The following is a 26,996-nucleotide window of genomic DNA, read 5'->3' as shown; positions in this document are numbered from 1 at the left end:
GAGAAAAGCAAATGCAGGGAACAACAATCTGCTGTGTCAGAAAGGATGGACACATAGCTATCGCAGGAGATGGACAAGTAACACAGGGAAATACAGTAGTTAAGGGTAATGCTAGAAAGGTCAGAAGACTTTATGATTCAAAGGTTATCATAGGGTTTGCTGGATCAACAGCAGATGCTTTTACATTGTTTGAGCTTTTTGAAGCTAAGCTAAAGACATACTCTGGTGATTTAACTAGAGCTGCTGTAGAGCTTGCTAAGCAGTGGAGAATGGATAAGCAGCTAAGAAACCTTGAAGCTATGATGATTGCTTCAGATGGAGTTAAGATGTTTTTAATTTCTGGAGTTGGTGATGTACTAGAGCCAGAGGGTGACACATTGGCAATTGGTTCAGGTGGAGACTTTGCTCGTTCTGCTGCTGAAGCTTACTTAGATAGTAAGGCAGATTTATCTGCTGAAGAAATTGCGAAGAGAAGTGTTAAGATTGCTTCAAACATTTGCATATATACAAATTCTAATATTATTACAGAGGTCATTTAATGAAAAAGCTAGATGAGATGTTTCCTCGCGAAATAGTGAAGGAGCTTGATAAATATATTATTGGTCAGGATGAAGCGAAGAAGATGATTGCAATTGCAATTAGAAATCGCTCTAGACGTAAGATGCTTCCTGATTCAATTAGAGAAGAGGTTTCACCAAAGAACATCATGATGATTGGTCCAACTGGTGTTGGTAAGACAGAGATCGCAAGAAGAATTGCAAAGCTTGCTAATGCACCTTTTATCAAGATTGAAGCAACCAAATATACAGAGGTTGGTTACGTTGGTCGTGATGTAGAGTCAATGGTTAGAGATCTTATGGCAACCTCAATTCAAATGGTTCGTGATGAGATGGCAAAGAGTAAGGAGGATGAAGTAACAGATCGTGTTAATAACCGCTTAGTCGATCTTCTTCTTCCTACTGTATCAACACAGGATAATGCAATGGAGGAGAGTATCACACAAACTAGAGATAAGTTTAAGACTCTTCTCTTAAGTGGTGCCTTTGATGATAAAGAGGTTGAGATGAAGGTAAATCCTTCTACTCGTGTCGAAATTGGTGTTATGGGTAATGGTAATATGACCGATGATATCCAGGATGCTATGAGCTCACTCTCTTCACTTTTCCAAAAGCCAAAGACTAGAAAGGTAACAATTAAAAGAGCTCGTGAGATAATTAGAGAAGAGGAGCTAGATAAGGCAGTAGACCCAGAAAGAGCTATCGATGAAGCAAAGGTAAGATGCCAGGAAATGGGTATTATCTTTATCGATGAGATCGATAAGATTGCTCAAAAGGGTGGTGACGGTGGTGGCCGTGGTGAGGTATCTCGTGAGGGTGTTCAGAGAGATATCCTTCCAATTGTTGAAGGAACTAAGGTTTCAACTAAGTGGGGTGCTATCGATACTACAAATATTCTATTTATCGCAGCTGGTGCCTTCTCACTCTCTAAGCCATCAGATCTTATCCCTGAGCTACAGGGAAGATTCCCAATTAGAGTAGAGCTAAGTGATCTCTCTGCAGATGATTTTTATAGAATCCTCACAGAGCCTAACAATGCAATTACAAAGCAATATAAGGCATTAATTGGAACAGAGGGTGTAAACCTCGAATTTACTGAAGGTGGCTTAAAGAGAATTGCTGAGCTTGCTCATGAGGTAAACCAAACTAATGAGAATATTGGAGCTAGAAGACTTCATACTATCATGGAAAAGCTTCTTGAGGAGGTTAGCTTCTCTGCCGACCAAATTGTTGGACAGACAGTAACTATTACTCCTAATTATGTTGATGAGAGATTAAAGGATATAGCTCAAAGTCAGGATCTTTCTCGCTATATTCTCTAATATTGGAGAAGATAATGGAATATATCACTATAACCTCTGACTCTTATGAGAGTTGTGTTAGTGAAGCTAAAGCTAAATATGGTGAAAGAGTACGCATCCATTCCCGCAGAGATTACACTGTCGGGGGTGGATTATTTGCTAAAAAAAGAAACAAATGTGAAATTGTTTGTTATCTTGCACCAGAAAAGGCAGTAGCTAATTCACAAAATGTCACAAAAGAGGATTTAAAGGAATTTGAGAAGGAAGCTCGTACTCCTGATCCAAGTTCCCTAACACTTGAGGAGAAGCTGGAAACTAATCTTAGAAAGAATGAAGGTGAAAAAAGTAGAGTAGTTGATGCACTCTTAGATGAGAATGATATTAAGGGACCTTTTAGAGATAAGGTTTTACTCGACTTTGATTTCAGTGTATCAGATATCCCACTAGAGCTTTCAGATAGGATAATTTCTAATGTCTCTATTGACCATCTTTCACAGGCCCACCCAAAAAGGTATATGGTATTTTTGGGACCAACAGGCTCTGGAAAGACAACAACTCTAGCTAAGATAGGCTCACTATATAAGAATGTAGGAAAGAGTGTGGCTATTATCACTCTCGACAGCTACAGAGTTGGTGCCTATGAGCAGGTTAAGGCCTTCGGGGATGCATTTGATATCCCTGTACTGCTTGTAAAGGATGAGGATGAGGTTATCCTAGCTCAGGAGAAGCTAAGAGGCTATGAATTAGTCCTTGTCGATACTATGGGTATTAGTCCTGAGGATGGTGCGTTAAACCTTAAGCTCAAGGGACTATTATCACTATTTAGATCAAATGAAACTTCATTTATTTTAACACTCGCAGCAAATTTAAAGAGTGGTGATATGATGAAGCAATATAAGAGCTACAATGCCTTTAATATCTCTTCATTAATTGTTACTAAGCTAGATGAAACAGAGTCTATTGGCTCCTTCTTAACCTTTGCTTATGAAAGTGGTAAGCCAATTAGCTTTGCTACCTGTGGACAAAAGGTACCACAGGACCTTAAGAAGGCTTCTACAACTGTAGTACTTGAATATCTAAAGGGCTTTGGAATAGACGTAAAGCGTTTAGCGGCTCAATTACTTAACTGAACTAATTCTTGAGATGAGCTTCTAACCTTACCTTGGTTTACAAGGCCTTGGATTATAGCTGAAATAGATGGGGCTGCTACATTAGCACCCCATATGCTATCTCCCTTAGGAGCAGATACAGCAAAATAAATAATATATTTAGGGGCATCTGCTGGGACAAATGCAATAGTGGAGGCAAGTGATGAGCCATCTTCATAGCTTTTTGTGACCTCATTTATAATCTCAGCTGTACCGGTTTTAGCTGCAACCCTTACACCCTCAACACCTGCTTTTTGAGCAGTTCCACTCTTTACAGCCTCCTCCATATAGCTAAGGATTTTTTCACAGGTTGCACTTTGTAATACTCTTTCCTCTGTAAAGCTATTTGTACTAATTACAGTGCCATCATGTTCCTTAATTCTTTTTATAATAGAAGGGGCTATAAGCTTTCCATCATTAGTTAATGCTGTTGCAGCTCTTGCAATTTGAAGAGCATTTACACTTATTTCTTGACCAAATGCGATAGTAGCTTGAGTTCTATTTGACCATGCTGAAACAGGTGAGAGATATCCACTAGTAACACCAGGTATTTCAATATCTATTTTTTTAGAAAAGCCAAGCTTAGTTAAATACTCTCTAAAGGCCTCAGGATCTGTTTGCATTACCCAATATGCTATTGCACCATTACAGCTCTTTGAGATCATAGCTTTTCCATCGACCTCTCCATGTGCTTCGTGGCAGCTAATTGTGAAGCTTTTATTATTTACAGTAAAGGTTTCTTCTCCATCACAAAAAAATGGAGTATCTATATCAACTCCCTGCTCTATACACCAAGCAAGTGTAAATATCTTAAATACACTTCCTGGCTCATAGGTGTAGGAAACATTTCTATTCATCCTTTCTGAGTCACTGCTTGCTGATGCATATGCTAAGTCATACCAAGGATAGGAGGAGGCTGCATAAATTTCTCCATCCTTAGCTCCCATTATCATTGCCATGATGTAGTCAGGCTTATGAGTTTCACTAATTTCCTGAACCTGAACATCTAAAAGATATTGCATATCTAAATCAAGAGTTAAAGAGATATCATTTCCATAGGTTGTGTCGCTTCCAAGCTTTGGATATGGAAGTAGAATATCATCACAGGATAGCTCTATACCCTCTAAGCCAACATTAGAGCTATTTACAAAGCCAATAGTTTGGCAAGCATGGAACGTTGATGGATAGGTCCTACCATCGTAGCGCTCAAGATAAATTGAATTTTTATATTCTGATTGCTTAAGTACCTCTTCTATCTCCTGGGCTTCACTTAAGCTAAGCCCTCTCTTTATTAAAGCAATTCTATTGTATAGGGCTGCTCGCTTTAATATATCGTTTTGGCTCATATTTAAATATGGAGAGATAAAGAGGGCTGCAGAGTTTAAATCACTTATTTCAGTTAAGCGAAAATATAGATTGTACTTACTAGTTTGTATAGCTAATAGCTTTCCATTTCTATCGGTTATTTCGCCTCTTACAACATTTGAAGAGACTACTGGATCGTCATATTTGACAATTTTTATATTTGTTATCACCATATAGGCTATATGCAAAAAAAGAATCACAAATAGAACTATTGTGATGATAAGTAAGAAAAAAGGAAGTTTTTTGCTATTGGAACTCATCAAGAAGTATATTATTCTTAATAGAGAGGTTTGTCAAAAAAATAAATGGCGAGAGATAGTTATGATGATATGGTAAGTCCAGATCCACGGATGAGAAGAGGCTCTAGCTCCTCTAAGGTGGGTCTTATAGCAGCATTCTGCGTATTAATATGTCTAGTTGCTGTTGTATTATATCTTTTGTTTGCTCCTCCTCAGGAAGAGAAGGTGGAAGCTATTACAACCTCTCATGAACCAATTAGTGTTGAAGTTAAGGAGCCTGTAAAGGTTGTTGAGCCGGAGACAAAGGAAGTAGTCGAAGTAAAGACTGAAGCCCCAGTTCAGAGTGTGAAGGAAGAGAGCACAGTTGCTCCTGTAGTTGCTAGAGAGCTTTCCTCTGCAATTAAAAATGATATTTCACCTAGTAATAAGCTTACATTTAAAGAGCACATTGTACAGGATGGAGAGAGCCTAGTATCTATTGCAGAGCTTTATTCCTTAAAGCCAGAAACACTAATAAGTGTTAATAGAATTAAAAATATTGCTGCAATTACACCTGGTGTAAAGCTCATGATTCCAGATCGTGATGGTGTTTACTACACTGTAAAAGATGGTGATATGCTATCAAAGATTGTAAGACGCTTTGAGCTCGATATGACTTGGAAGGAGCTTCAGGAGCTAAATGGCCTAAAGAGTGAAAATATTAAGGTTGGACAAGAGCTATTTATCCCTGATCCTATTCAAACAGTTGGTGCTGTTTCAGCATCATCAATTAGCTTTAAGTCTCCATTAAAGGGCTCTATTACAGCTTCCTTTGGCCAAACAGTAGATGGTAAAAATGTAAAGGGAATTTATATTTCAGCCTCTGCAGGTTCTCCAGTTATGGCAGCAGGAAAGGGTGCCGTTGTTGATGCTGGTGTAAATGATGAGTTTGGAAGATTCGTAGTAATAAGCCACGATGAGGGATATAAAACTACATATGCTTACCTGGAAAGAGTTGAAGTAAAGGTTGGAAATGAAGTAGAGCAGGGTGATATTATTGCATCTGTTGGATTATCATCACTAATTCCATCAACACTATACTTCCTACTTGAGCAAAGTGGTATTACTTTAAATCCAGAGATTTTTATTTAAGTTGAAAAGATTTATTTTTACTCTAATATTCCTTTGCACGATCTTAAGCTTTTTAGTCGCAAAGGATTATACAATTGTTCATGCAAGTGATATCCACTTTCTATCACATCGAATAGCAGAAGTAGATGAGCATTTTATGAAGGTAATACAAAATGCAGATGGAAAGGTAACTCATTTAACACCAGAGCTTACCAGTGCTTTTGTCTACGATATGCTTAAGCTAAAACCCGATGCTATTATTTTAAGTGGTGATTTAACTTTAAATGGTGCATTAGAAAGCCATGAGGATTTAATAAAAACGTTAAAGCCGTTAGTTAAAGCAAATATCCCAGTATTAGTTATCCCAGGTAACCATGATTGTGATGGATCCGCATATGTTTTCAAAGATAATGAAACCTATGAAATAGACTCTATTACCTCTTCTGATTTTCTAAAGCTATATAAGGATTTTGGGTACTCTAATACTATTCTTGATAACCATTCCTTAAGTTATTTTTATAAGCTTTCTGATAAGCTTTGGATTTTAATGCTAGATGTTAATGCAAACGCTACTTTTTATAGAGTAAAAGATGAGTCGTTAGTTTGGCTTGAAGAAAATCTAAAGAAAGCAAAGAAAGAGGGTGCTTTAGTAATAAGCTCAACACATCAGCCATTAACTATTCATAATAAACGCTTTACTTTTGGCTATCAGGTTTCTAATTCAAATGAAGTGCTACCACTTTTAAAAAAGTATGGGGTAAAACTAAATCTTTCAGGGCATCTTCACCTACAGCATATTACTAAGGAAGATAGCTTTGTTGATATTGCAGCATCATCACTAGTTGTTAGTCCTAATCAATATGGGATTATTAAGATAAAGGATAATAAGCTAATTAGCTATGAAACTAAAAGTGTTGATGTTTCTGCTTGGGCTAAGAGCAATAATATTAATTCTTCAGAGCTTCTTAATTTTTCATCATATTCTGAGTCCTTCTTTGATAACACAACTATTAACAAGCTAAAGGGTAAGGTTGAAAGTATAAAGGGCTTAAGTAGTAGTGAAGTGCAATTAGCTCTTAATTATGCTGCTAAACTTAATAGAGAGTATTTTGCTGGTCATGTGAAAGCAAATAAAAATGATGCAGGGTGGAAGCTATGGGAAGAAAAGCTTTCTAATGTCTCGTTTTACTCTTATTTATATTCTATCGTGAATGAGAATAAAGAGGATAATACTCGTTTAATATTTTAAATAAATAGGGGTGTTATCCACCCCAATTTGCTACTTTCTATTTAGCTGATAAACAGTTTCTGTCTCATAGATTTCTCCAGGCATTAAATATTTACCTTTAAAATCTGGACGGTTAGGGAAGTTCGGGAAGTACTCACTCTCTAAAGCAAAGCCTGAGAATGGAACAAGACTTGAGCCATCCTTAGCCTTTTCCTTTTTATTCATACCACCTGCAGTATAGAATTGAACACCTGGAAGGTCTGTTGTACATGTTAAAACTAAAGCATCTGTTTCTGCTTTAATTATTGCATCCTTATTTAATACAAAGCAGTGATCAAAGTAGCCATTTCTTAATGAGCCAACTCTAACAGGCTTTCTTAAATCAAATTCAGTATTTTCAACACTTGTTATCTCTGTTGGAATTCCTTCTTCATCTGTTGCAACATAACTATCAGCTGGAAGAGTAATATTAATTTCTCGTGAGTCCTTCTTTCCAAGTGTAAAATACACATGATTAGTGATATTAACAGGTGTCTTCTTTGTTGATGTCATTGTGTAATGAAGTTTTAACTCTCCCTCTTGTGTTATTGAATACTTGAGTGTTGTATCGATATCACCTGGGAAGCCCGCACTTTCAGGAGAGTGTAAGAATAGTGTTACAGAGCTATCTGTCTTTTCTACAGCTGACCAAAACTGCTTACCAAAGGTTCGAGAGCCTGAGTGGATATTATATGAGCCTCTATTATTTTCAAGCTTATAAATAATTCCATCCATCTCAAATTGTGCATTACTAATTCTATTAGCAAATGGACCAACTACTTGAGATAAAAAGCCTCTTTCACTTGCAAAGGTGTCATAATCCTGTAGGCCAAGTACTACATCTATATCATCGATATAGAATGATTTAATCATAGCACCATAATTTATGATTTCAGCTTTATAGCTTCCAGCTTGAATTAAATAGGTTTCAACTTTCTCCATAGCTTTATCCTTAAATATTTCTTCCGCAGCAGTTTTTATATTTTTTACCACTTCCACAAGGGCATGGATCATTTCTACCAACCTTTGCAGTTGTTCTAATAATAGTATTATTCTGCTGAGCCTGTGCTGTGATATGACTCTCTCTTCTCTTTGGACCAAGAGTTATCTGAGGACCAGCACTCTGAGTTCTTGTTGGTGTTCTAAGAGTAAACTTTACAGCAATTGCCATTCTACAGATATTCTCTGTAATATCATTAAGCATTCTATCATAAGCATCTCCAGCTTCATTTTTATACTCAACTAGAGGGTTCTTCTGAGCATAGCTACGAAGTGATGCTGCATCCTTAATATCCTCAAGTGCATCAAGATGGTCGATCCAGCGCTTATCGATATTTCTAAGATATAGGGACCTTAAGAAGATATTAAATTGCTCCTTAGAAATAAGGTTTTCCTTATCCTGGATAATCCTTTCAGCTCTTTGATTAATAATATTTAATACATCGCTACTATTTAGCTCCTCCTCTGAGAGGCTAAAGTCAGTAGTAAACTCTCTTAAAAGACTATCTCTAAAGCTATTAATATCCTTTTTGTTTTCTTCATAAAGGCTATTAACTAGGTCTGAGATATTATCTAATACTCTCTTAGATAAATCCTCATCCTTTAGGATTTCATCACGCTGCTCATAGATATAATTTCTCTGCTCATTGAGAACATTATCATAATCAAGGAGACGCTTTCTTATTTCAAAGTTTCTCTCCTCAACTCTTAGCTGTGCCTTCTCAATTGCATTAGTAAGCATCTTGTTTTCAAGAGGCTCACCATCCTTAAGTCCAAGCTTTCCTACAACATTTTTAACGCTATCGGAAGCAAAGAGTCTCATTAGAGAGTCATCGAGTGAAACAAAGAAGCGTGAAGTACCTGGGTCCCCTTGACGGCCTGAACGTCCTCTGAGCTGGTTATCAATTCTTCTTGATTCATGGCGCTCTGAGCCAATGATGTATAAGCCTCCTAAGGCTTTTACCTCCTCATTAGCCTTTAACCATTCAGGACGTAGATCCTCCATAGCCTGCTTTAGCTCCTCTGAGGATGCCTCTGTTCCAACCTTCTTAAGTGCTAGATGCTCAAGAGAACCACCAAGCTTAATATCGGTACCACGACCAGCCATGTTAGTTGAAATAGTTACAGCGCCCTTAGCACCAGCCTCACCAATGATAAAGGCTTCACGTGCATGGTTTTTAGCATTTAATACCTCATGCTTAATACCAGCTCTTCTAAATAGGGCAGAGAGTACCTCTGATTTCTCAATTGATACAGTACCAATTAAAACTGGCTGTCCTGTTAAATGTATCTTCTTTACTTCTTCAACAATTGCATTAAACTTTTGCTTTTCATCGAAATAAATTAAATCTGGAAGATCAACTCTTTTTACTGGCTTATTAGTAGGAACTACAACTACATCGAGATCATAAATTTGCTTAAACTCTGTTGCTTCAGTATCAGCAGTACCTGTCATACCTGAGAGCTTATCATACATTCTAAAGAAGTTTTGGAAGGTAATAGTTGCAAAGGTCTTACTCTGTGCTTGAATCTTGACACCTTCCTTAGCTTCAATTGCTTGGTGTAAGCCATTGTTATATCTTCTACCAGGTAATATTCTTCCTGTAAATTGATCTACGATTTGGACCTCTCCATCCTTAACGACGTAATCGACATCCTTTTCAAACATCTTATGAGCTATTACAGCCTCAGTTACATAGTGGATATACTCGAAGTTTCCATCATCATAAATACTTGTAGTATCCTCTCCATTTTCATCCTTGCTAGTAATAAGTAGACCTTGGCTCTTTAAAATATTTTCTAGGTGTGTAATACCCTGCTTAGTAAAGGTAATATTTTTACTCTTTTCATCGATTCTATAGTCACCCTTTTCATCAAAGGCAGCTACTGCATCCTTATCGAGCATTTCAAACTTTGAAAGCTCATAGTACTCTCCAGTTGCAGGATCCTTTTCACATTCCTTTAAGAATTGAACAATAGAATCAGCAGTTCTTACTGATTTTGAGTCATCCTCAGCTTGACCTGAGATGATAAGAGGGGTTCTAGCCTCATCAATTAAAATAGAGTCTATTTCATCGACGATACAGAAGTGGTGCTTAGGCTGGATTTTATCCTCCATTCTCCACTTCATATTATCTCTTAGATAGTCAAAGCCAAATTCATTATTAGTTCCGTATGTAATATCCTTACTATAGGCTTCCTTCTTTCTTTGGTTATCCTGTGTTGATAAAATAACTCCAACAGATAAGCCAAGATACTCATAAATCGGACCCATCCAGGTAGCATCACGCTGTGCTAGGTAATCATTTACAGTAACAATATGAACGCCTTCACCTGAAAGAGCATTTAAATATGCTGCAGGTACACAGGTTAATGTCTTACCTTCACCTGTTTTAAGCTCAAGGATTGACCCCTCATGAAGTACAATTGCACCCATTATTTGTACATCATAGTGTCTTTCACCAAGTACTCTAGCTGAAGCTTCACGAGCAACAGCGAAGGCCCAAGGAAGAATATCATCTAGCTTCTTTTGACCGCTTTGTATCTCTTCTTTCCATTCTTGAGTCTGGTTTAATATATCTTCATGAGAAAGTCCCTCAGCCCAAGTGGATAAGGAATTAACTTTTTCTACAATAGGCTTTAGCCTTTTAATATCTTTATCTTGCTTTGTGCCACCAAATAAGGCAGCGAGAAATTTATTTGCCATAGTCCATATAATACAAAAGGATGAGACAAAAGAAAAGAATGAATGATTAAAAGGTGATTAAATCGTGTCAAAAAGAAACAACTGTTTCTTATTGACTCTCTATGTGATAGGAAATACACTCATTCTTATGAAGATAGCTCTTACAGGAGGAGGCACACTTGGACACGTAATACCGTGCTTAAGTGTGATGGATACCTTAAAGGAAATAGATCCCAATATAAATTTCTTCTATATAGGTAGCGAAAAGGAGAATGAAAAGGCTCTAGTTACTAATAGAGGAATAAAATACTATAGTGTAAAAACAGGAAAGCTAAGAAGATATTTCTCCTTAAAAAACTTCGTTGATTGCTTTTTAATTATTATTGGCTTTTTTCAATCCTATAGAATTTTAAGAAAAGAAAGACCAGATGTATTATTTTCTAAAGGCGGCTTTGTATCTGTTCCTCCTGTTATCGCGGCACATCTATTAAAAATTAGATGTATTACTCATGAATCAGATAGATCAATGGGACTTGCAAACAAAATTAATTCAAGATTTTGTGAGTGTGTCTGTTTAGGCTTTAAAAATGAGAATTTAAAACCACCTAAATATGTATATACAGGTAATCCTATAAGACGTGATATAAAAAATCTTAAGCGCGTTAAAGGAGAAAGAAAGCTAATACTAGTATTAGGTGGCTCTCAGGGCGCTGTTGAAATTAATGAGTTAATATATAAAAACCTCGATAAGCTTTTAGAGTATGCAGATGTTTATCATCAAGCGGGAAGGTTTTTAGATAAAACTATTAAAAGAGAAGGGTACTATCAAACAGAGTTTATCGGTAGTGAATTTAAGGATGTTTTAGCAAGAGCAACTTTAGTTATATCACGCTCTGGAGCAAATGCACTCTCTGAGCTAATTAGTGTCCACATACCTATGTACCTAATCCCTCTTTCGTTAAATGCAAGTAGGGGGGACCAAATTGAGAATTCAAAGTGGGCAGAAAGTAACGCTTGTGCTATAGTAATGAAGGATAAAGAAGCTTTCTTAAAGGATATATGCAGTATTATCACAAATGATGAGCTTTTAGCTAAGCTAGAAGAGGCTGCTAAGAGGCTAGATGATAGAGATGGCTCAATGGAAATATGTAAGGTCATCTTAAGAAAGGAGTAGAATTATGGATTTTGCTATAAATATTGGATCTCATACTATTGGAATAGTAGATATGGTTATCTTTCTAATTGTAATGATAAGTGCAGTAGTAAACTGTATTAGAGGCTTTGTCTCTGAATTTAGTCATGTTGGCGGTTTAATTGCTGGCTTTTTTACAGGAATAATGTTTACTTCTACTCTTGCTGTAAAATTAAATGAAGTAATTACATATTCTCTTCCACTATGGGTTTCAAGCTTATTATCCTTTGTTATCTTAGTATTAATTGGATATTTAATAATTAGATTATTAGGAAATGCTGTAGAAACTATTGTTGATAGCTTCCATTTAGGAGCCATTAACAATATTTTAGGATTCTTTTGGGGCCTATTTTCTTCAATCTTCTTCTTGTCTGTAATAATGTATGTGCTTACACTACAAACAGTATTTGATTTTTCAAATATCTTTTCATCATCAATATTTATCACAAGAGTAATTGAACCATTACTCCCTGAGACTATCTCAACACTTGAGAGTGTATTGAGCTTATGAGTTTAGAAAGATTAAAGCGTACACAACCACATATAGCTGAAAGACTTAATGAGGAATTAGAAAAGAACGTAGTTCCTCAGTCAATTATGTTCCTAGGACCATCCTTTTCTTCAAGAATGAGTGGAGCTATAGAGCTTGCTTTAAATCTTTTAGGAGAGGAGGAGCACTACCAGGCACTCGATGTAAATGATTTAATAATTCTTTCTAATAGAAATCATAGCTTAAGGCTTAAAGCGTTAAGAAATGCTTTTGCAGCAGCTAGAAACCAGAAAACCTGGAATATGCTTTTGCATGAAACAAGGCTATTACTACTATCCTACCATAGTGCACTCTCTCAAAGTGGTGATAAGGATACATTTAAATTAGCTGGAGATTTATCTGATTTACTTTACTCATATAAAAGTGATATGTCTCAAAGTGAAATTGATAAATTTATTTCAGATTATGATAAAGCTTTAAATGCACTTTTAAATTCATCAAAGAAGAAATCAGGGTTTACTATAGATCAAATTAGAGATGTGCAGGCTTTTCTTCAGCTTGAAAGTAAGCGTGGTAAGGCTGTTATTTTAGAAAATATTGAGGATGTAACTGTAGGTGCTATGAATAGCCTATTAAAGCTATTAGAGGAGCCTATGGATAAGGCTTATCTAATATTAATAAGTAAGGATCAATCGAGAATATTAGATACTATCCTCTCTAGAGTTAGAAAGTATGAGTTTAATGCAATTGATTCAGCTCTGACCCAAGGCTTTATCCTTGATAGCTTCTTTAAAAAGTCATCCCTTTCATTAGAGGAGTTCTTCTATACTCAAGCTGGCTTTGATAGCGATAAATTAAAGAGCTATGTAGATTCCTTCTTTGAAAAATCTTTTGTAAGAAGAGAGCATCAATACTATGAGGATTTAAATGAGCTAAATAGCTTTTTAGAAGAGTTTGATACATATTCTCTTTTTATGAGAGCTTTGTATGAAAAGGTTCAGGAAAAAGCACTATACTCTCACGATACAAGAGCTATGAAGGTGCTAAAAAGCTTAACGACAATGAATATTGATTCATCTGTGTATAATCAAAATAAAAAAATTATGATTGATAGAGTAGAAAGGAGTCTAAGATTTGAGTAACAAATTATTAAAGAGAGCCATTGATAGACTCGAGCAATTTCCTAAAAAGGAAGTAGAGAAATTAGTACGTCTTCAAATTGCTGAAGCCGATATGCTAGATGCTATTTTAGAGGAAAGTCCTATTGGGCATCTTCTACTTAAAAATAAAATTATTAGATATGTTAACACCTCCTTCTGCACACTTCTTCCTACAGATAGAAGATATTTAAGAAAGAATGCAGAGGGTAAGCATATTAAGGACCTAGTTGTTGATAAGGAGGTCCTTGATTACCTTGTTACTCTAAGTGAGAAAAATGTAAGAGAGGAAAAGGAATTTAATTTCCAGCTTGGTAGTGAGGTTAGAACTATGCTAATTACCCACCGTATTGTTGAAACAGAGGAGGGGGATTATCTTGATATCAATGTTCGCGATATCACAGAGGAAAAGCGTAGAGAGGCAAGATTAAGAAGAAGTGAGTCACTAGCTAGTATGACTACTATGGCTGCAGGAATTGCTCATGAGATAAAGAACCCATTAGCAGCAATGCAGATTCATATCCAGCTTATGCATAAGGCATTCCAAAAGAAGGGTGTACTTAATGAGGAGGATGCTTCTAGATATCTTGATGTCATTGAGGAAGAGATAGAGAGATTAAATCGTATCGCTGTTGATTTCTTATTTGCTGTTAGACCTGTAAATATAGATTTAAAGCTAATTAGTGTAGATGAAATTTTAAGTGGACTATGTGACTTTATCTCTCCTGAGATAGAAAGCCATGGAATTAAGCTAATTTGGAATGTAGAAAAGTACCTTCCAAAGCTAATGATGGATAAAAACCATATTAACCAGGCTCTATTAAATATTATTCAAAATGCAATTCATGCAATGAGTAATGGAGGAACCTTAACTCTTACTGTAAAGAATGATGGGGACTATGTGCTCTTTTCTGTTGAAGATACTGGCTGTGGTATTGCTGAAGAAAATTTAGCAAAGATATTTGAGCCATACTTCACAACTAAGGAGACTGGAACTGGTCTTGGCTTAACAAATGTATATAAGATCGTTAAGGAGCATAATGGTGATATCTCTGTTGAGAGTAAGGTTGGAGTTGGTACTACCTTTAATATCCGTCTACCTGTTCCAACTACAGAGCGTATGCAGCTAGACCATATAGAGGAGGCTTAATATGGCTTGTGTATTAATTGTTGATGACGAAAAGAATATTCGTTCAGGGTTAGCACTTGCCTTTGAGGATGAGGGCTATGATACCTTAGAAGCTGAAAATGGTGAGGTTGCTTGGAATATAATTAATAAAAAGAGTGTTGACTTAGTTATTACAGATTTAAGAATGCCTGTAATGTCTGGCTATGAGCTTTTAAAGAGAGCTGCTTCTACCTTTCCAACACTTCCTATCATAGTTCTTACTGGTCATGGCTCTATAGAGGATGCTGTAAAGGCTATGCAGGATGGTGCGATAGACTTCTTTACTAAGCCTGTTGACCTAGATCATATAATGCTCACAGCTAAGAAGGCTTTAAATAATAGTAAGATAATTGAGCAAAACATTAAGCTTACTCAAGAAATTACAACCTTAAAGCAAAAGGCTAAGCTTTCTAAGACTATCATAGGAAAAAGCGAAAAGCTTACTAAGATGATGAGTACTATTGAGCAGGTTGCTCCGACTAAGGCGACTGTACTAATAACTGGAGAATCTGGTGTTGGTAAGGAGCTAGTTGCTGATGCTCTTCATAGCTTATCAGATAGAAAGGATGGTCCTTTTATTAAGGTCCATTGTGCATCTCTCTCTGCAAATCTATTAGAGTCAGAGCTCTTTGGTCATGAAAAGGGAAGCTTCACAGGTGCTGTTAGCCAGAAGAAGGGACGCTTTGAGTTAGCTAATGGGGGAACTATATTTTTAGATGAAATTGGTGAAATCGATGCTAATACTCAAGTAAAGATATTAAGAGTCCTTCAGGAGAGAGAGTTTGAAAGAGTAGGTGGAACACAGACTATCCACACAGATGTAAGAGTTGTTGCAGCTACAAATAGAAATCTTGAGGAGGAGGTTAAGAAGGGTAACTTCAGAGAGGATTTATATTACCGCTTAAATGTTGTCCATATTGAGGTTCCTCCACTAAGAGAGAGAAAGGAGGATATCCCGCTACTATTAAACTCATTTCTTAATGAATTTAATAGCGAAAACTCAAAGAATATTGAGGGCTTTACACCTCAAGCAAGAAAGCTACTTTGCTCCTACTCTTGGCCAGGAAATATTAGGCAGCTAAGAAACTCTATAGAGTCTGCAGTAGTACTTTCTAGGGGTAAGCTTATTGATGTCGAGGATCTTCCAGAGCAGGTTGTAAACCATGAAAATGAGAGTGAGCTAAGTATTAAGGTTGGGCTTTCTCTAGATGAAGCTGAAAAGCTATTTATAATGAGTACTCTCGATTATTGCGGTGGAAATAAAACTAAAGCAAGTGAGATGCTTAAGATTGGAAGAAAGACTCTTCATAGAAAGCTAGAGGAATATGGAAAGGCCGATGATTGATCCTCTTAAAATTGATGATATCTTAGGTGCAGGAGGAGCGCTATCAAATTATTTTACCTCCTATGAGGAGCGAGGTGACCAAATTGAAATGTCTAAGCTTGTCCTTGAGGGGTATGAGAAGAATATGGCGGAGGTCATAGAGGCTGGTACCGGTATAGGAAAGAGCTTTGGATATTTAGTGCCTGCAATTCTTCACTATAAAGAAACAGGTGAAAAAACAGTAGTTGCTACTAGCACTATTACTCTTCAAAAGCAGCTAGTTGATAAGGATTTACCAACTCTAGCTAATGCTCTTTCTTTAGATATCCCATATGCGCTAGTAATGGGTAGAGCAAACTATCTCTGCCTTAGAAGATATTATGATAATAGTGTATCAGCATCAATTTTCTTAAATGATATAGAGTCTAGTGAGAGTAAGCTTTTATCATGGGTAAGAAGCACTGAGGAGGGTGTATTAGATGAGCTTGAAAGCCTTCCAAAGGGTGTTTTAAAGAGTGATATTGCCTCTGATTACGAGCTATGCTTAGGCTCAAAATGTCCATACTACAATAAATGCTTTTTTTATAAGAGTAGAAGAAAGGCAGATGGTGCAGGTATTATCATAACTAACCACCATCTACTCTTTTTAGATGCTAAAAAAAGAGATGAAAATGATGAGGATTATTCTGAGAAAGCTCTTCTTCCTCCATACAATAGACTTATCATAGATGAGTGTCACAATATGGATAAGAACGCGACCTCTCTATTTACTAAGGTCTTATCCTATAGCTCCTTTCTTTGGGAGTTTAGAAAGCTAGTTGGCGTTAAGCATGGTGCTAATGCTAATAATTTAATTACCTTAGCAGCTGGTCATAGTAAGGGAACAGAGGAGAAGGCTATTGAGGTTATAAAGGAGCTTGAAAGCTGTGAGAAGCTTTTCAACCACTTTAATTCAACTCTAGTTTTATCGTTAAATGGCTCAGAGCAAAGAGTTGATAGAGGAAACTACGCTCTATTTTTAAAAAAATATCAGGATTCATTAATAGCAATAAAGCACAGCTTAGACTTAATTTCTGCAACCTTAAATTATATTATTTCTAAGAGTGCCTTTTCCGATGAGGATGCTTATATCCAGCAGGGGATTACTTCCTCTATTTGTACCTTCGAGGGCTTTTCAAGCTTTATACTTGAGTTTTTAAATGTTAAGGAATTTAAGGATAAGGTATATTACCTTGTAAGAGAAAAAACTAGAAATAGAGAAGAGGTTGGCTTAAGAATATCACCATTAGAGGTAAATGATATTTTAAGAGAATCTATTTTTGATAAGCTTGGAACTGTAATTTGCTTATCAGCTACCTTAAAGGTTGATAGAGAGTTTGATTTCTTCCGCCATCAGGTAGGGCTTGATGATAGAGAGATATTATCAGGGTGCTATGAGTCTCCATTCGATTATAGAAGAAATCTATTACTGCTAATCGATAATGGAAAGGTAATATATAAAAATGATCAAGAGGAAGAGTATTTTGAGCATGCTACAAATAAGATTGTAACAGCTATAAAGGCTAGTGGCGGTGGAGCTTTAGTTCTCTTTACCTCCTATAAGATGCTATCTTACGTTAGCTCAAGGGCTCTATCTGAATTAGATGGAATGAATATATTAATTCAAAATGGAGAATTAAGCCGATCTCAGCTTCTAAATAGATTTAGAGAGGATAAGGATAGTGTCTTATTTGCAACTCAATCCTTCTGGGAGGGCGTTGATATCCCAGGTGATTCCTTAAGACTTTTAATATTAACAAAGCTTCCATATCCACAGGTTAATGAGCCTTTATTTAAATCTAGATGTGAAAAGATAGATAGTGAAGGTCAGAGCTCTTATATGCTCTTAAGTGTTCCAAGTATGATAATGAAGCTTAAGCAGGGCTTAGGTCGATTAATTAGAAGTAAGGATGATAAGGGTGTTGCTTTTATTCTAGATGGTAGAATTAATAGAAATCGTGATTATATATTATCTCAGCTACCAGCATGTAACTGTCCTGAGGATTTTATCGATGAGTCATTAGAGCGTAGGATCGAGGATTTTCTCTATTGATAAAAGAACATATGGTCCATCTATAGATTCACCAAAGCTACATTCCTTAGCTCCTAGCTTTTTATAAAAGGCTAATGCATTTTTATTTTTAATTAAGCATTTAAGCTTAATAGGTTTTTTATAATATTCTAACAAAGCTTTTATTAGAGCTGTTCCAATTCTCTTCCTTCTTTCACTTTTTTTGATAAAAAGGAAGTGTAGAAATATTTCATCACCTTCCCAAATTGTTGCAAAGCCAGCTAAATTTGGGTTGTAATATGCATAGATTTTTTCGCCCTCTATTTCTTTTTCTATTATTGCAGCATTTGGCCCTATAGCCTCTATAAAAACCTCATTAAATAGATTTTTTATTTCATTTATCTGTTTGACGTACTCCCACGGGCAAGCCCATGGGAATCTGGCCATGGTAACGACGGCTGCGTCCCGAAGGATGTCTTACACCATCTCTGGCCCGCGAGACCCGTCCGGCCTCGCCTTATAGTCTAGGCGTTCTTCGCCTGTTCCATTCGATTCATGATACGCTTTGCCTCAGCGAGAATGTTCACCGCGGCATTCACGTCCCTGTCGTGATGCACCCCGCATTCCGGGCAGGTCCACTCACGGACACTGAGGTCTTTGGTGCTCGGCCACACATGTCCGCAGACGGAGCAGGTTTGGGACGACGGGTAGTACCGTCCAATCCTAATGACCCTGGTCCCGTACTTTCGGGCACACCACTCAAGTATTTCCACAAACTCCGAAAACGCATAGTCGTGGACCTTGCGTCCCCACATCCTCGCCATACCCTTGATATTAAGGTCTTCTATGGCTATGACGCCGTACCTTGAACAGAGTTCATGGCTTAGCTTCCAGAACCAGTCCCTGCGTCTGTTCGCAATGTCCTGATGCCTGCGGTACAGTGCCTTCAGTGCACGGTCGTATCCGTTACTTCCCATCACCTTACGGCTCAGGGCACGGCTAGCCTTGCGGATACCTGCCACTCCTTGTCTGAAAAACTCCGGGGACCTAATCACACTGCCGTCCGACAGCGAAAGGAACATCTTGAGTCCGAAGTCCATGCCGACCTCACCGCGCTCGTCCCTGGTTTCACGCATGGTGACGGGGCTGTCGGTGGTGACGTAGACGAAAAACTCTCCGAGTATGTTGCGCTTTACCGTTACGGTCTTGATTTTGATCCGTTCCAGGAGTCCGTCATAGGAGTCCCAGTATCTATAGATGTGTCCGTTTATGCTGATACGTCCGCCAGTAAGGAATCTGTATCCCGCCTGTTTGTAGGTGACGCTTTTGTACTTTTTGACCTTGCGACGACGCGGTGGCGAACATTTGACTCCCTTCTCCCTGTTAGTGAAAAACAGCCGGTACGCCCTGTATATCCTGTCGGTTATCTCCTGTACCGCCTGACTTCCCACATATCGCCAGTGGCGGTTTTCATCCGCGTTGCGAAGACCACGGAGCTGTTTCTGGAGTTCGTATTTATCCAAAAGCTTCCCTGTCGCATCGTAGTGGTCCTGTATGATTGTCAGTGCCGTGTTGTATATGATCCCGGCGATATTTATCATATCACTAAGGTATCCGAAGTCATCGCTGCCATACAGTTTTACTGTCAGTGTCCGCATGACATCATTATAGCACATTTTTGTGGTATTACGCATTACCGCCTTTCATCCCATGGCCAAGGCGCGTGGGCTTTCTCGGCGGTTAATTTGTAAAAAAATGTGCCTGAAAATTAAGTCAGGCACATAGCTTAAAATTTTATTATCTTACTCAACAATTGCAAGAATATCACCCATTGAGAGAATGAGGTAATCATCTCCATCAACCTTTACTGTTGTTCCTGCATATTTATCGTGAAGAACCTTATCACCAACCTTTACCTTGATTGATTCATCATCACCAACTGCTTCAACAACTGCGATCTGAGTCTTTTCCTGGCTTGTCTGAGGAATGAAAAGTCCGCTAGCTGTCTTTTCTTCTGTAACTGTGCTCTTTACGAGAACTCTGTCATTCAATGGAATAATCTTCATTTTATATCTCCTTAGATGTTATTTTGCTTTTTTAACACAGAGTCTAATATATCCAAGAGACGATAAATCGGCAAGTAGAAAACAGAATGTGTAATTATTTTTCACACTGTTACAAAATTTTATATTTTTCCTCTTGCCTTGAGAAAAAAACAAACTATATTTGAATTCAATAGGGCAAATAAATAGTATGAAAAAAGAGCTTTTAGAGATGAGTTTACATTACTATGATATGGCATCAGAGAAGGCCAAGGAGGGATCAAAGCGCGAAGCAGCAAAGCTTTATGCTAGAACCTTTTTTATTCGCTGTGCTGAAAATCTACAGGATGTTTCCTTCTTAAATTTTTTTGCTCACCAATTCTTTAGATACCTTCAATGTAAAAAACAGCTTATTATGTCTTTACCTGAGGGTGATATGGTTTCTGATTTAATTAAAGAAACCTATTTAAATCTTATTTCAGATGTAGAGGATAGTATATTTAATATTACTGCCGATGGCTTTAAGAACATTTGTAATAATTTTGAAATTTGTTTTCCGAGTCAAAAAGACTCAAAATGTAGCTCATTTTAACTAAACGGGTCAAAAAGACCCATTTTTTATTTGTAAAAATAATTTTGTGTCAATTTGATACTTGCTTCATATAAACTTCATAAAATATTATATTAGTTAACTTATTATAATATAAATAATTAAATATAATAATATTAATGTTGGCACGTTTTTTGCTTAGTATATAGACGTAAGGAGCTAGACTATGGCAAAAATGTTAAATTCAGAATACTACATGGATGATGATAAGGATGTATTATCAATATATCTAAAACAAATTAATAAGATTCCAATGATTTCACATGAAGAAGAATATGAATTAGCTCTGAAAGCACAGCAAGGTGATAAAAAGGCTAGGGAGAAGCTAATTAATTCAAATCTTCGCTTTGTTGTAACTGTTGCAAAGAAATATCAAGGTCAAGGTTTACCTCTTGAGGATTTAATTAATGAAGGTAATATTGGTCTTTTGACAGCTATTGATAAGTTTGAGCCAGATAAGGGCTATCACTTTATTTCATATGCTGTTTGGTGGATTAGACAATCTATTATGAAGGCTGTTTGTGAGAAGAGTAGAGCTGTTAGACTTCCTCTTAATAGAGCAAATGAGCTATTCCAGATTCAGAAGATTCAAAAAGCACTTATCCATGATTCTGGTTCAACAGATGTTTCTGTTGAGGAAATTGCTGATGCTAGCGGGCTTGAGGCAGACTTAGTAAAGGACTTACTTGCTGTTTCAAGAGAGATGGTATCCTTTGACGCACCTGTTGCATCTAAGGGTGAGCTTAGTGACTCTAAGGTTGGTGATTTCATCGAGGATGAAAAACTTGGTCCAGAGGAAGAGGTTATCAACAAGTCATTAAAGAATGATATTGAAAGTCTTCTTTCAACTCTCACAGATAAGGAAAGAGAGATTATCATAATGCGCTTTGGTCTTTACGATGTTAAGCCAATGTCTCTTAAGGAAATTGGTGACCAATATGGTTTAACTAAGGAAAGAATTCGTCAAATCGAGAAGAGAGCAATTGAGAAGATGAGAATGCCAAATAGATATAAGCTTATTGAAAGCTATAAAATTGCATAAATTAAAAGCCTTCAGGATGAAAAATCTTGGAGGTTTTTTATTTTTGTTTTCTACTTAATTATCTTATTGGTATTACATTAATCTAAAAAGCTAATTTTTTATCGATAATTTTTTTATAAAATAAAGTGTTAATATCGAAACAGAGTTTCATTTATTTTTTATATAGAAATAGAATAATTAATTGACAAGTAATTATTTTTTGGTACAATTATTGTGCTATTTATTCAAAAACAAAGAAGGAAATTGCAATGGAAAAAGAAAGTAAGAAGTATGTGTATTTCTTCGGAAAAGGTATGACCGAAGGGTCAGCAGACATGAAAGCTCTTCTTGGTGGAAAGGGTGCAAATCTTGCAGATATGACAAGTATTGGACTTCCTGTTCCTCCTGGCTTTACTATCACGACAGAAGCATGTGCTTATTTTGATCAACATAAAGGCGGTTACCCAGAGGGCTTAAGAGATGAGGTTATTGCTAATCTTCATAAGCTAGAGAAGCTTATGGGAGCAAAGCTTGGTGACAAAGAAAATCCTCTCCTAGTATCTGTTCGTTCAGGTGCAGCTCAGTCTATGCCAGGTATGATGGATACAGTACTTAACCTAGGTCTTAATCCTGATTCACTCCAGGCACTTATTAAAAAGACTGGTAATGAACGATTTGCTTGGGATAGCTATCGCCGCTTTATTCAGATGTTTGGCGATGTAGTAATGGGTGTTCCTCATGCAGAATTTGAAAGAGTTTTACAATCTGTTAAGGATGAAAATGGTAAGAAATTCGATACTGAGCTAGATGTTGAGAACTTAAAGGAAGTAATTAAGAGATATAAGATTGTTTATAAGAAGTTTACAGGTGAAGAGTTCCCTGTTGATCCAGAGTATCAGCTCTTTAAGACAATCGATGCTGTATTTAATTCTTGGAATAATGAAAGAGCTATTAAGTACCGCTTAATGAACGATATTAGAGGTCTCTTAGGTACTGCTGTTAACGTTCAGTGTATGGTATTTGGTAACATGGGTGAAACCTCTGGTACAGGTGTTGCTTTCACACGTGACCCATCTTCAGGTGAGAATAAGTTCTTCGGTGAATACTTGATGAACGCTCAGGGTGAAGACGTAGTAGCAGGTATTAGAACTCCTCAAACTATCGATACACTTAAGAATGTAAACCCAGAGGTTTATGCTCAGCTTTGTGAAATTCGTGAAACTCTTGAGAAGCACTACCATGATATGCAGGACCTTGAATTTACTATTCAGGAAGGTAAGCTCTACATGCTCCAGACTAGAAATGGTAAGAGAACAATCTTCTCATGGCTCAGAAGCCAGGTTGAGATGGTTGAAGAGGGCTTAATTAGCAAGGAAACAGCTGTAGAGAGAGTTCCTGCTCAAGAATTTAATAAGCTCTTTGCTCCTATTCTCGATAATAAGATTATTAGAGATCTTAACTGTAAGGTAGCTACTACAGGTCTTAATGCTTCTCCAGGTGGTGCTTGCGGACAGATTTACTTCACAGCAAAGGCTGCTGAAGAGGCTGCTGCAGAAGGTAAGGATGTAATCCTAGTAAGAGAAGAAACATCTCCTGAAGATATCGGTGGTATGGCTGTATCACGTGGTGTTGTAACCTGTCGTGGTGGTATGACATCTCACGCAGCAGTAGTTGCACGTGGTATGGGTTGTCCTTGTGTATCTGGTTGTGGCGAAATCCATGTTGATGAAATCAAGAAGACATTAACTGTAAATGGTGTAATGCTTTCTGAGGGTGACTACATGGCAATTGATGGTTTCACAGGTGCTGTTTATACACAGAAGATTCCTGTTAAGCCAAGTGAAATCATGCAGGTACTCGATGGAACAATGAGAGAGAGTGAATCACTCTTATTCCAGAACTATAAGAAGTTCATGAGCTACGTAAATGAGATTAAGACTATGGGTGTTAGAACTAATGCTGATACTCCTAAGGATGCTCATCACGCAGTTCTTCTCGGTGCTGAGGGTATTGGTCTTTGTAGAACAGAGCACATGTTCTTCGGTGGAAACAGAATCCTTTCAATGAGAAAGATGATTCTTGCTGATAACATTGGTGCTAGAGAGCAGGCTCTTTCAGAGCTTCTCCCAATGCAGAGAGGTGACTTCTACAATATCTTTAAGGAGCTTAATGGTCTTCCTGTTACTATCCGTCTCTTGGACCCACCTCTACATGAGTTCCTTCCAAATGACAGCACAACTCGTCACGAGACTGCTTTACAGCTTGGTATTTCAGTTGAAGAAATTGCTCAAAAGATTTCTAAGCTCCATGAGTTTAACCCAATGCTTGGTTTCAGAGGCTGCCGCTTAGCAGTTATCTATCCAGAAATTCTTGCAATGCAGGTTAGAGCTATTATCGAAGCTGCTATCCAGGCTAAGAGAGAGGGCTATGATGTTAAGCCAGAAATCATGATTCCACTCGTAGGAATTTATAAAGAGTTTAACTTCTGCCGTGATAAAGCTATTGAAGTTATTAATAAGGTATTTGATGAACAGGGCTTAAAGGTTGCATATAAGATTGGTACAATGATTGAAGTTCCACGTGCTGCAATTACAGCTGATGAGATTGCAAAGACAGCTGAGTTCTTCAGCTTCGGTACTAATGACCTTACTCAGATGACTTGTGGTTTCTCACGTGATGATGCTGCATCATTCTTAGGTCACTATGTAAATGACCCTGACAAGCAGTTCTATGAATATGACCCATTTGCAACTATCGATTTCGATGGTGTAGGCAAGCTTGTTAAGATGGCTGCTGGTCTTGGTAGATCTGTTAGACCTGATATCAAGCTTGGTATTTGTGGTGAGCATGGTGGTGATCCAAAGACTATTGCATTCTGTCAGGAAGTTGGTCTTAACTATGTTTCATGTTCTCCTTTCCGTGTTCCTATTGCTCGCTTAGCAGCAGCTCAGGCAGCAATTTCAAAGAAGAAAGCTTGAGAATTAATTTAAATACTCTTTATCCCGGATACGCTATGTACCCGGGAATTTTTTTGTAAAGTAAAAAAGTCCTTTAAAGATAGTGTTGCACTGCTAAGTAACACCACTACTAATAAAGGAGAATTAATTAAAAAAATATTTAAAATCATACAATTTTAAATTGTAAATATAAACAATAATGAATAAAGATATGGTAATAAGAATATTTAAAAGCAACCTAAGTTAAAGTAAATTAATTATTAATGCAACAGTAATTGCTTTCTTTTTTAACCTTTACTTAAATGCTATTTGATTTCTAACCTTCCTTTTGTGGAAATGAGTGATTTACAATATATTGATGGTTAGTATTTATATAAAGGTAATTATGATATTTAAATTTATGGAAACATAAAAATGGGGATGATTTTTCATCCCCGTTTAGTTACTTATAAAATGTAATATTTCTAGTCGTAGAGAAATACTTATCGCCATTTTTAACTTTCAATGTAATTGAATAATTAACATTTTTTTCAAAAGTATAATTTACATCATCTCCAGGATTATAAGATTTTTCAGTGGTACCATCACTAATTATAATGTAATGATTAGCATCAAGAATTGTTCCTGATGAAAAAGGACTAAATCTAGCTTGTTTTTTAGTATTATCAAGAATTGTAGTTCCATTATATCGTTTAGCATATTTCAAATTACTCAAGCCAGTTACTGTAGAATATGTATTATTAAAAATAGCAATTGAGTTAAAATCAGTAGAAGGATCGTATATATCTATTTCCTTAACTATTACAAATGGAGTAGTTGAATCAGTATAAGCATATAATAAATCATATCCTTTTGTGGTTTTATTAGTATTATTGTTAAGCATTATTTCTGTATTCGTTTTGCTATTGTAAAGCATTACCATTATTTCATCTCTACCACTTGCATCAGGTAATGTTATTATTGAACCACTGTCGTCGAAATATTTAACATCAAAAATGATACTTTTAATATCATTCAATGTCTTACCAACTTCAATAGGTTTATCTGTCAATTTTGCATAACAAATTGAATTAGCTTCATAGGCACAAATATCATAAGAATTACTCTTTAGTCCGTTGTACTCAGCCCAAACTGTATAAATCTCATTTGTTTCAAATCTAAAGTTTGAGCCAATTGTAATAGTTGAATCATCATTTAAGTTTTTTTTCGCCTTGATTGTTGCATTAACATTTGAATAAGAACCATTAGATAAATAACCTCTTGTAACAAATGTTTTATTTGCAGAATAAGTATTACCTGCAAAGATAGCATATCCATTTGCATTTTCGATAGTAGAAGTTACAGGTTTTTCTAATACAATTGATGTTAAAGTTGGATCTTGTGACTTATTACTACATGAGGTGAATATAAAAGCTAACAAAATTGCTAACGATATTAATAAAATTTTTTTCATGTTTAATTCCTTTAGAAGAAATTATTGAAAAACGATTGTTGCAAAAGCGTTGTATATCATTTACTTGACAAAATATAAACAATCGTTTACTTTTGTATGTAAACGAACGTTTACAAAGAGAAAACTATGAAAATAACAAAAGAAAAGCTTCTTATGACAGCTTTAAATTTATTTAGTAAGTATGGATATGATGGAGTTTCTATTAGTTATTTAGCTAATGAATTAGGAGTTACTAAGGGTGCTATATATAGGCATTATGAAAGTAAGCAAGCTATTTTTGATGAAATTATTCAAAGGGTTGTTAAAAATGATAAGGATGTAGCAATCAAAAATGATTTGCCAACAGAGAGGGAAGGGGAATACTTTGTATCATCTCTCGATGACTTTATAAGCTTTACTCTTGATCAATTTTCTTTCTATGCAATTGATGAATTTGGTTCTGCTTTTAGAAAGATGGTAATGCTTGAGCAATTTAGAAACATTGACATGATTGAGCTTTATCGGGGTATTTTCCTAACAGGCCCAATTGAATATACAGCAAAGGTTTTTAAATCCCTTATTAATGTTAAGAAGTTAAAGGGCTCAGATGCAGAGCAAATGGCAAGAGAGTATTATTCATCATTTTTTATGTATCTATCGCTATCTGATTATACAAGTGACAAGATTAAGCTAATCCAAGAATTAAAAGATCAATTATTAATATTTAAAAGAAATCATGGAGGTTAATTATGAGTATGCTAAGAGACATGTCAAGACAATTAGTTAAAAATTATCCGAATATTTAAGCTACCTCTTCTATATTAATATTAGGGAAAGTTCCCTGTTTATATACTTCATCTGGTGTTTGATAATCTAAGCTT

General features: G+C 36.4%; 22 protein-coding genes. 15 read left to right on the top strand and 7 right to left on the bottom strand.

The window, feature by feature from the left end; genetic code table 11:
* The first annotated feature begins 11 nt into the window (after positions 1-11).
* From hslV to FYJ80_RS05770, 3 genes are read left to right on the top strand one after another with little or no spacing between them, the layout of a single operon-like run.
* Positions 12-539, top strand: a complete 528-nt coding sequence (gene hslV, locus FYJ80_RS05780) for an ATP-dependent protease subunit HslV (protein WP_154425258.1) — start codon at positions 12-14, stop codon at positions 537-539.
* Positions 539-1,879 (top strand): ATP-dependent protease ATPase subunit HslU, encoded by a 1,341-nt coding sequence (gene hslU, locus FYJ80_RS05775; protein ID WP_154425257.1) that lies wholly within the window; start codon positions 539-541, stop codon positions 1,877-1,879. Before hslV ends, hslU begins: the two co-directional genes overlap by 1 nt.
* Before the next feature lie 14 nt (positions 1,880-1,893).
* Complete coding sequence (locus FYJ80_RS05770; protein WP_154425256.1) at positions 1,894-2,988, top strand: flagellar biosynthesis protein FlhF; 1,095 nt, start codon at positions 1,894-1,896, stop codon at positions 2,986-2,988.
* Here FYJ80_RS05770 and FYJ80_RS05765 read toward each other — a convergent pair.
* Positions 2,973-4,544, bottom strand: a complete 1,572-nt coding sequence (locus FYJ80_RS05765) for a peptidoglycan D,D-transpeptidase FtsI family protein (RefSeq protein ID WP_206360986.1) — start codon at positions 4,542-4,544, stop codon at positions 2,973-2,975. The genes FYJ80_RS05770 and FYJ80_RS05765 overlap by 16 nt on opposite strands.
* A 132-nt stretch (positions 4,545-4,676) precedes the next feature.
* On the opposite strand from FYJ80_RS05765, the gene FYJ80_RS05760 reads away from it, so the two are divergent.
* Together FYJ80_RS05760 and FYJ80_RS05755 are read left to right on the top strand one after the other, a co-directional pair.
* Entirely contained in the window at positions 4,677-5,741 is a 1,065-nt protein-coding gene (locus FYJ80_RS05760) for a M23 family metallopeptidase (protein WP_154425254.1), read from the top strand.
* Between the two features lies 1 nt (position 5,742).
* Complete coding sequence (locus FYJ80_RS05755; RefSeq protein ID WP_154425253.1) at positions 5,743-6,969, top strand: metallophosphoesterase; 1,227 nt, start codon at positions 5,743-5,745, stop codon at positions 6,967-6,969.
* 30 nt (positions 6,970-6,999) lie between these two features.
* On the opposite strand, the gene FYJ80_RS05750 is transcribed toward FYJ80_RS05755, so the two are convergent.
* Both FYJ80_RS05750 and secA read right to left on the bottom strand, forming a co-directional pair.
* A complete protein-coding gene (locus tag FYJ80_RS05750) occupies positions 7,000-7,929 on the bottom strand; it encodes an aldose epimerase family protein (protein WP_206360985.1) in 930 nt (309 codons plus the stop codon).
* 10 nt (positions 7,930-7,939) lie between these two features.
* Positions 7,940-10,693: a preprotein translocase subunit SecA gene (secA, locus tag FYJ80_RS05745; RefSeq protein ID WP_154425251.1), complete on the bottom strand. Its 2,754-nt coding sequence runs from the start codon at positions 10,691-10,693 to the stop codon at positions 7,940-7,942.
* 127 nt (positions 10,694-10,820) lie between these two features.
* On the opposite strand from secA, the gene FYJ80_RS05740 reads away from it, so the two are divergent.
* Genes FYJ80_RS05740 through FYJ80_RS05715 form a run of 6 tightly spaced genes read left to right on the top strand, consistent with a single transcriptional unit; the run spans position 10,821 to position 18,095 of the window.
* Positions 10,821-11,846 carry a UDP-N-acetylglucosamine--N-acetylmuramyl-(pentapeptide) pyrophosphoryl-undecaprenol N-acetylglucosamine transferase gene (locus tag FYJ80_RS05740; RefSeq protein WP_154425250.1) on the top strand — a complete coding sequence of 342 codons (1,026 nt, stop codon included), beginning with the start codon at positions 10,821-10,823 and terminating at the stop codon, positions 11,844-11,846.
* A 4-nt stretch (positions 11,847-11,850) separates the two neighbouring features.
* Positions 11,851-12,375, top strand: coding sequence for a CvpA family protein (locus FYJ80_RS05735; protein WP_154425249.1), 525 nt, complete (start codon positions 11,851-11,853; stop codon positions 12,373-12,375).
* Positions 12,372-13,496, top strand: coding sequence for a hypothetical protein (locus FYJ80_RS05730; protein WP_154425248.1), 1,125 nt, complete (start codon positions 12,372-12,374; stop codon positions 13,494-13,496). Before FYJ80_RS05735 ends, FYJ80_RS05730 begins: the two co-directional genes overlap by 4 nt.
* Positions 13,489-14,661, top strand: coding sequence for a two-component system sensor histidine kinase NtrB (locus FYJ80_RS05725; RefSeq protein ID WP_154425247.1), 1,173 nt, complete (start codon positions 13,489-13,491; stop codon positions 14,659-14,661). The genes FYJ80_RS05730 and FYJ80_RS05725 overlap by 8 nt, the downstream gene beginning before the upstream one ends.
* Position 14,662: 1 nt before the next feature.
* Positions 14,663-16,024: a sigma-54-dependent transcriptional regulator gene (locus FYJ80_RS05720; protein WP_154425246.1), complete on the top strand. Its 1,362-nt coding sequence runs from the start codon at positions 14,663-14,665 to the stop codon at positions 16,022-16,024.
* On the top strand, positions 16,017-18,095 hold the full coding sequence (locus FYJ80_RS05715) for an ATP-dependent DNA helicase (protein WP_206360984.1): 2,079 nt from the start codon (positions 16,017-16,019) through the stop codon (positions 18,093-18,095). Before FYJ80_RS05720 ends, FYJ80_RS05715 begins: the two co-directional genes overlap by 8 nt.
* On the opposite strand, the gene FYJ80_RS05710 is transcribed toward FYJ80_RS05715, so the two are convergent.
* From FYJ80_RS05710 to FYJ80_RS05700, 3 genes are all read right to left on the bottom strand, one after another.
* Positions 18,063-18,500: a GNAT family N-acetyltransferase gene (locus FYJ80_RS05710; protein WP_154425244.1), complete on the bottom strand. Its 438-nt coding sequence runs from the start codon at positions 18,498-18,500 to the stop codon at positions 18,063-18,065. The genes FYJ80_RS05715 and FYJ80_RS05710 overlap by 33 nt on opposite strands.
* Positions 18,501-18,577: 77 nt before the next feature.
* Positions 18,578-19,711, bottom strand: coding sequence for an RNA-guided endonuclease InsQ/TnpB family protein (locus tag FYJ80_RS05705; protein ID WP_206360983.1), 1,134 nt, complete (start codon positions 19,709-19,711; stop codon positions 18,578-18,580).
* Between the two features lie 144 nt (positions 19,712-19,855).
* Positions 19,856-20,119, bottom strand: coding sequence for a co-chaperone GroES (locus FYJ80_RS05700; RefSeq protein ID WP_154425242.1), 264 nt, complete (start codon positions 20,117-20,119; stop codon positions 19,856-19,858).
* 187 nt (positions 20,120-20,306) lie between these two features.
* Between FYJ80_RS05700 and FYJ80_RS05695 the strand changes: the two genes are divergently transcribed.
* From FYJ80_RS05695 to ppdK, 3 genes are all read left to right on the top strand, one after another.
* The gene (locus FYJ80_RS05695; RefSeq protein ID WP_154425241.1) at positions 20,307-20,687 is read left to right on the top strand and encodes a hypothetical protein; all 381 of its coding nucleotides are present in this window, start codon (positions 20,307-20,309) and stop codon (positions 20,685-20,687) included.
* 184 nt (positions 20,688-20,871) lie between these two features.
* Positions 20,872-21,747: a sigma-70 family RNA polymerase sigma factor gene (locus tag FYJ80_RS05690; RefSeq protein WP_235899595.1), complete on the top strand. Its 876-nt coding sequence runs from the start codon at positions 20,872-20,874 to the stop codon at positions 21,745-21,747.
* A 248-nt stretch (positions 21,748-21,995) separates the two neighbouring features.
* Positions 21,996-24,704 (top strand): pyruvate, phosphate dikinase, encoded by a 2,709-nt coding sequence (gene ppdK / locus FYJ80_RS05685; RefSeq protein ID WP_154425240.1) that lies wholly within the window; start codon positions 21,996-21,998, stop codon positions 24,702-24,704.
* A 421-nt stretch (positions 24,705-25,125) separates the two neighbouring features.
* Here ppdK and FYJ80_RS05680 read toward each other — a convergent pair whose 3' ends face one another.
* Positions 25,126-26,136 carry a hypothetical protein gene (locus FYJ80_RS05680; protein ID WP_154425239.1) on the bottom strand — a complete coding sequence of 337 codons (1,011 nt, stop codon included), beginning with the start codon at positions 26,134-26,136 and terminating at the stop codon, positions 25,126-25,128.
* 126 nt (positions 26,137-26,262) lie between these two features.
* On the opposite strand from FYJ80_RS05680, the gene FYJ80_RS05675 reads away from it, so the two are divergent.
* A complete protein-coding gene (locus tag FYJ80_RS05675; protein ID WP_154425238.1) occupies positions 26,263-26,862 on the top strand; it encodes a TetR/AcrR family transcriptional regulator in 600 nt (199 codons plus the stop codon).
* The last annotated feature ends 134 nt before the right edge of the window (positions 26,863-26,996 follow it).

It is taken from the genome of Bullifex porci (genome assembly GCF_009695635.1).
Lineage (GTDB): Bacteria > Spirochaetota > Spirochaetia > Sphaerochaetales > Sphaerochaetaceae > Bullifex > Bullifex porci.
Note: the sequence above shows the minus strand (reverse complement) of the source record. Positions and strands in the feature narration are given on the sequence as shown.

Coding starts and splice junctions, on each gene's coding strand:
- FYJ80_RS05680 (WP_154425239.1), bottom strand. CDS start 26,136: ATGAAAAAAATTTTATTAATATCGTTAGCAATTTTGTTAGCTTTTATA.
- FYJ80_RS05695 (WP_154425241.1), top strand. CDS start 20,307: ATGAAAAAAGAGCTTTTAGAGATGAGTTTACATTACTATGATATGGCA.
- FYJ80_RS05705 (WP_206360983.1), bottom strand. CDS start 19,711: ATGCGGACACTGACAGTAAAACTGTATGGCAGCGATGACTTCGGATAC.
- FYJ80_RS05770 (WP_154425256.1), top strand. CDS start 1,894: ATGGAATATATCACTATAACCTCTGACTCTTATGAGAGTTGTGTTAGT.
- FYJ80_RS05750 (WP_206360985.1), bottom strand. CDS start 7,929: ATGGAGAAAGTTGAAACCTATTTAATTCAAGCTGGAAGCTATAAAGCT.
- FYJ80_RS05760 (WP_154425254.1), top strand. CDS start 4,677: ATGGCGAGAGATAGTTATGATGATATGGTAAGTCCAGATCCACGGATG.
- FYJ80_RS05730 (WP_154425248.1), top strand. CDS start 12,372: ATGAGTTTAGAAAGATTAAAGCGTACACAACCACATATAGCTGAAAGA.
- FYJ80_RS05675 (WP_154425238.1), top strand. CDS start 26,263: ATGAAAATAACAAAAGAAAAGCTTCTTATGACAGCTTTAAATTTATTT.
- hslV (WP_154425258.1), top strand. CDS start 12: ATGCAGGGAACAACAATCTGCTGTGTCAGAAAGGATGGACACATAGCT.
- FYJ80_RS05690 (WP_235899595.1), top strand. CDS start 20,872: ATGGCAAAAATGTTAAATTCAGAATACTACATGGATGATGATAAGGAT.
- ppdK (WP_154425240.1), top strand. CDS start 21,996: ATGGAAAAAGAAAGTAAGAAGTATGTGTATTTCTTCGGAAAAGGTATG.
- FYJ80_RS05715 (WP_206360984.1), top strand. CDS start 16,017: ATGATTGATCCTCTTAAAATTGATGATATCTTAGGTGCAGGAGGAGCG.
- FYJ80_RS05700 (WP_154425242.1), bottom strand. CDS start 20,119: ATGAAGATTATTCCATTGAATGACAGAGTTCTCGTAAAGAGCACAGTT.
- FYJ80_RS05740 (WP_154425250.1), top strand. CDS start 10,821: ATGAAGATAGCTCTTACAGGAGGAGGCACACTTGGACACGTAATACCG.
- FYJ80_RS05720 (WP_154425246.1), top strand. CDS start 14,663: ATGGCTTGTGTATTAATTGTTGATGACGAAAAGAATATTCGTTCAGGG.
- FYJ80_RS05765 (WP_206360986.1), bottom strand. CDS start 4,544: ATGGTGATAACAAATATAAAAATTGTCAAATATGACGATCCAGTAGTC.
- FYJ80_RS05735 (WP_154425249.1), top strand. CDS start 11,851: ATGGATTTTGCTATAAATATTGGATCTCATACTATTGGAATAGTAGAT.
- hslU (WP_154425257.1), top strand. CDS start 539: ATGAAAAAGCTAGATGAGATGTTTCCTCGCGAAATAGTGAAGGAGCTT.
- secA (WP_154425251.1), bottom strand. CDS start 10,693: ATGGCAAATAAATTTCTCGCTGCCTTATTTGGTGGCACAAAGCAAGAT.
- FYJ80_RS05710 (WP_154425244.1), bottom strand. CDS start 18,500: ATGGCCAGATTCCCATGGGCTTGCCCGTGGGAGTACGTCAAACAGATA.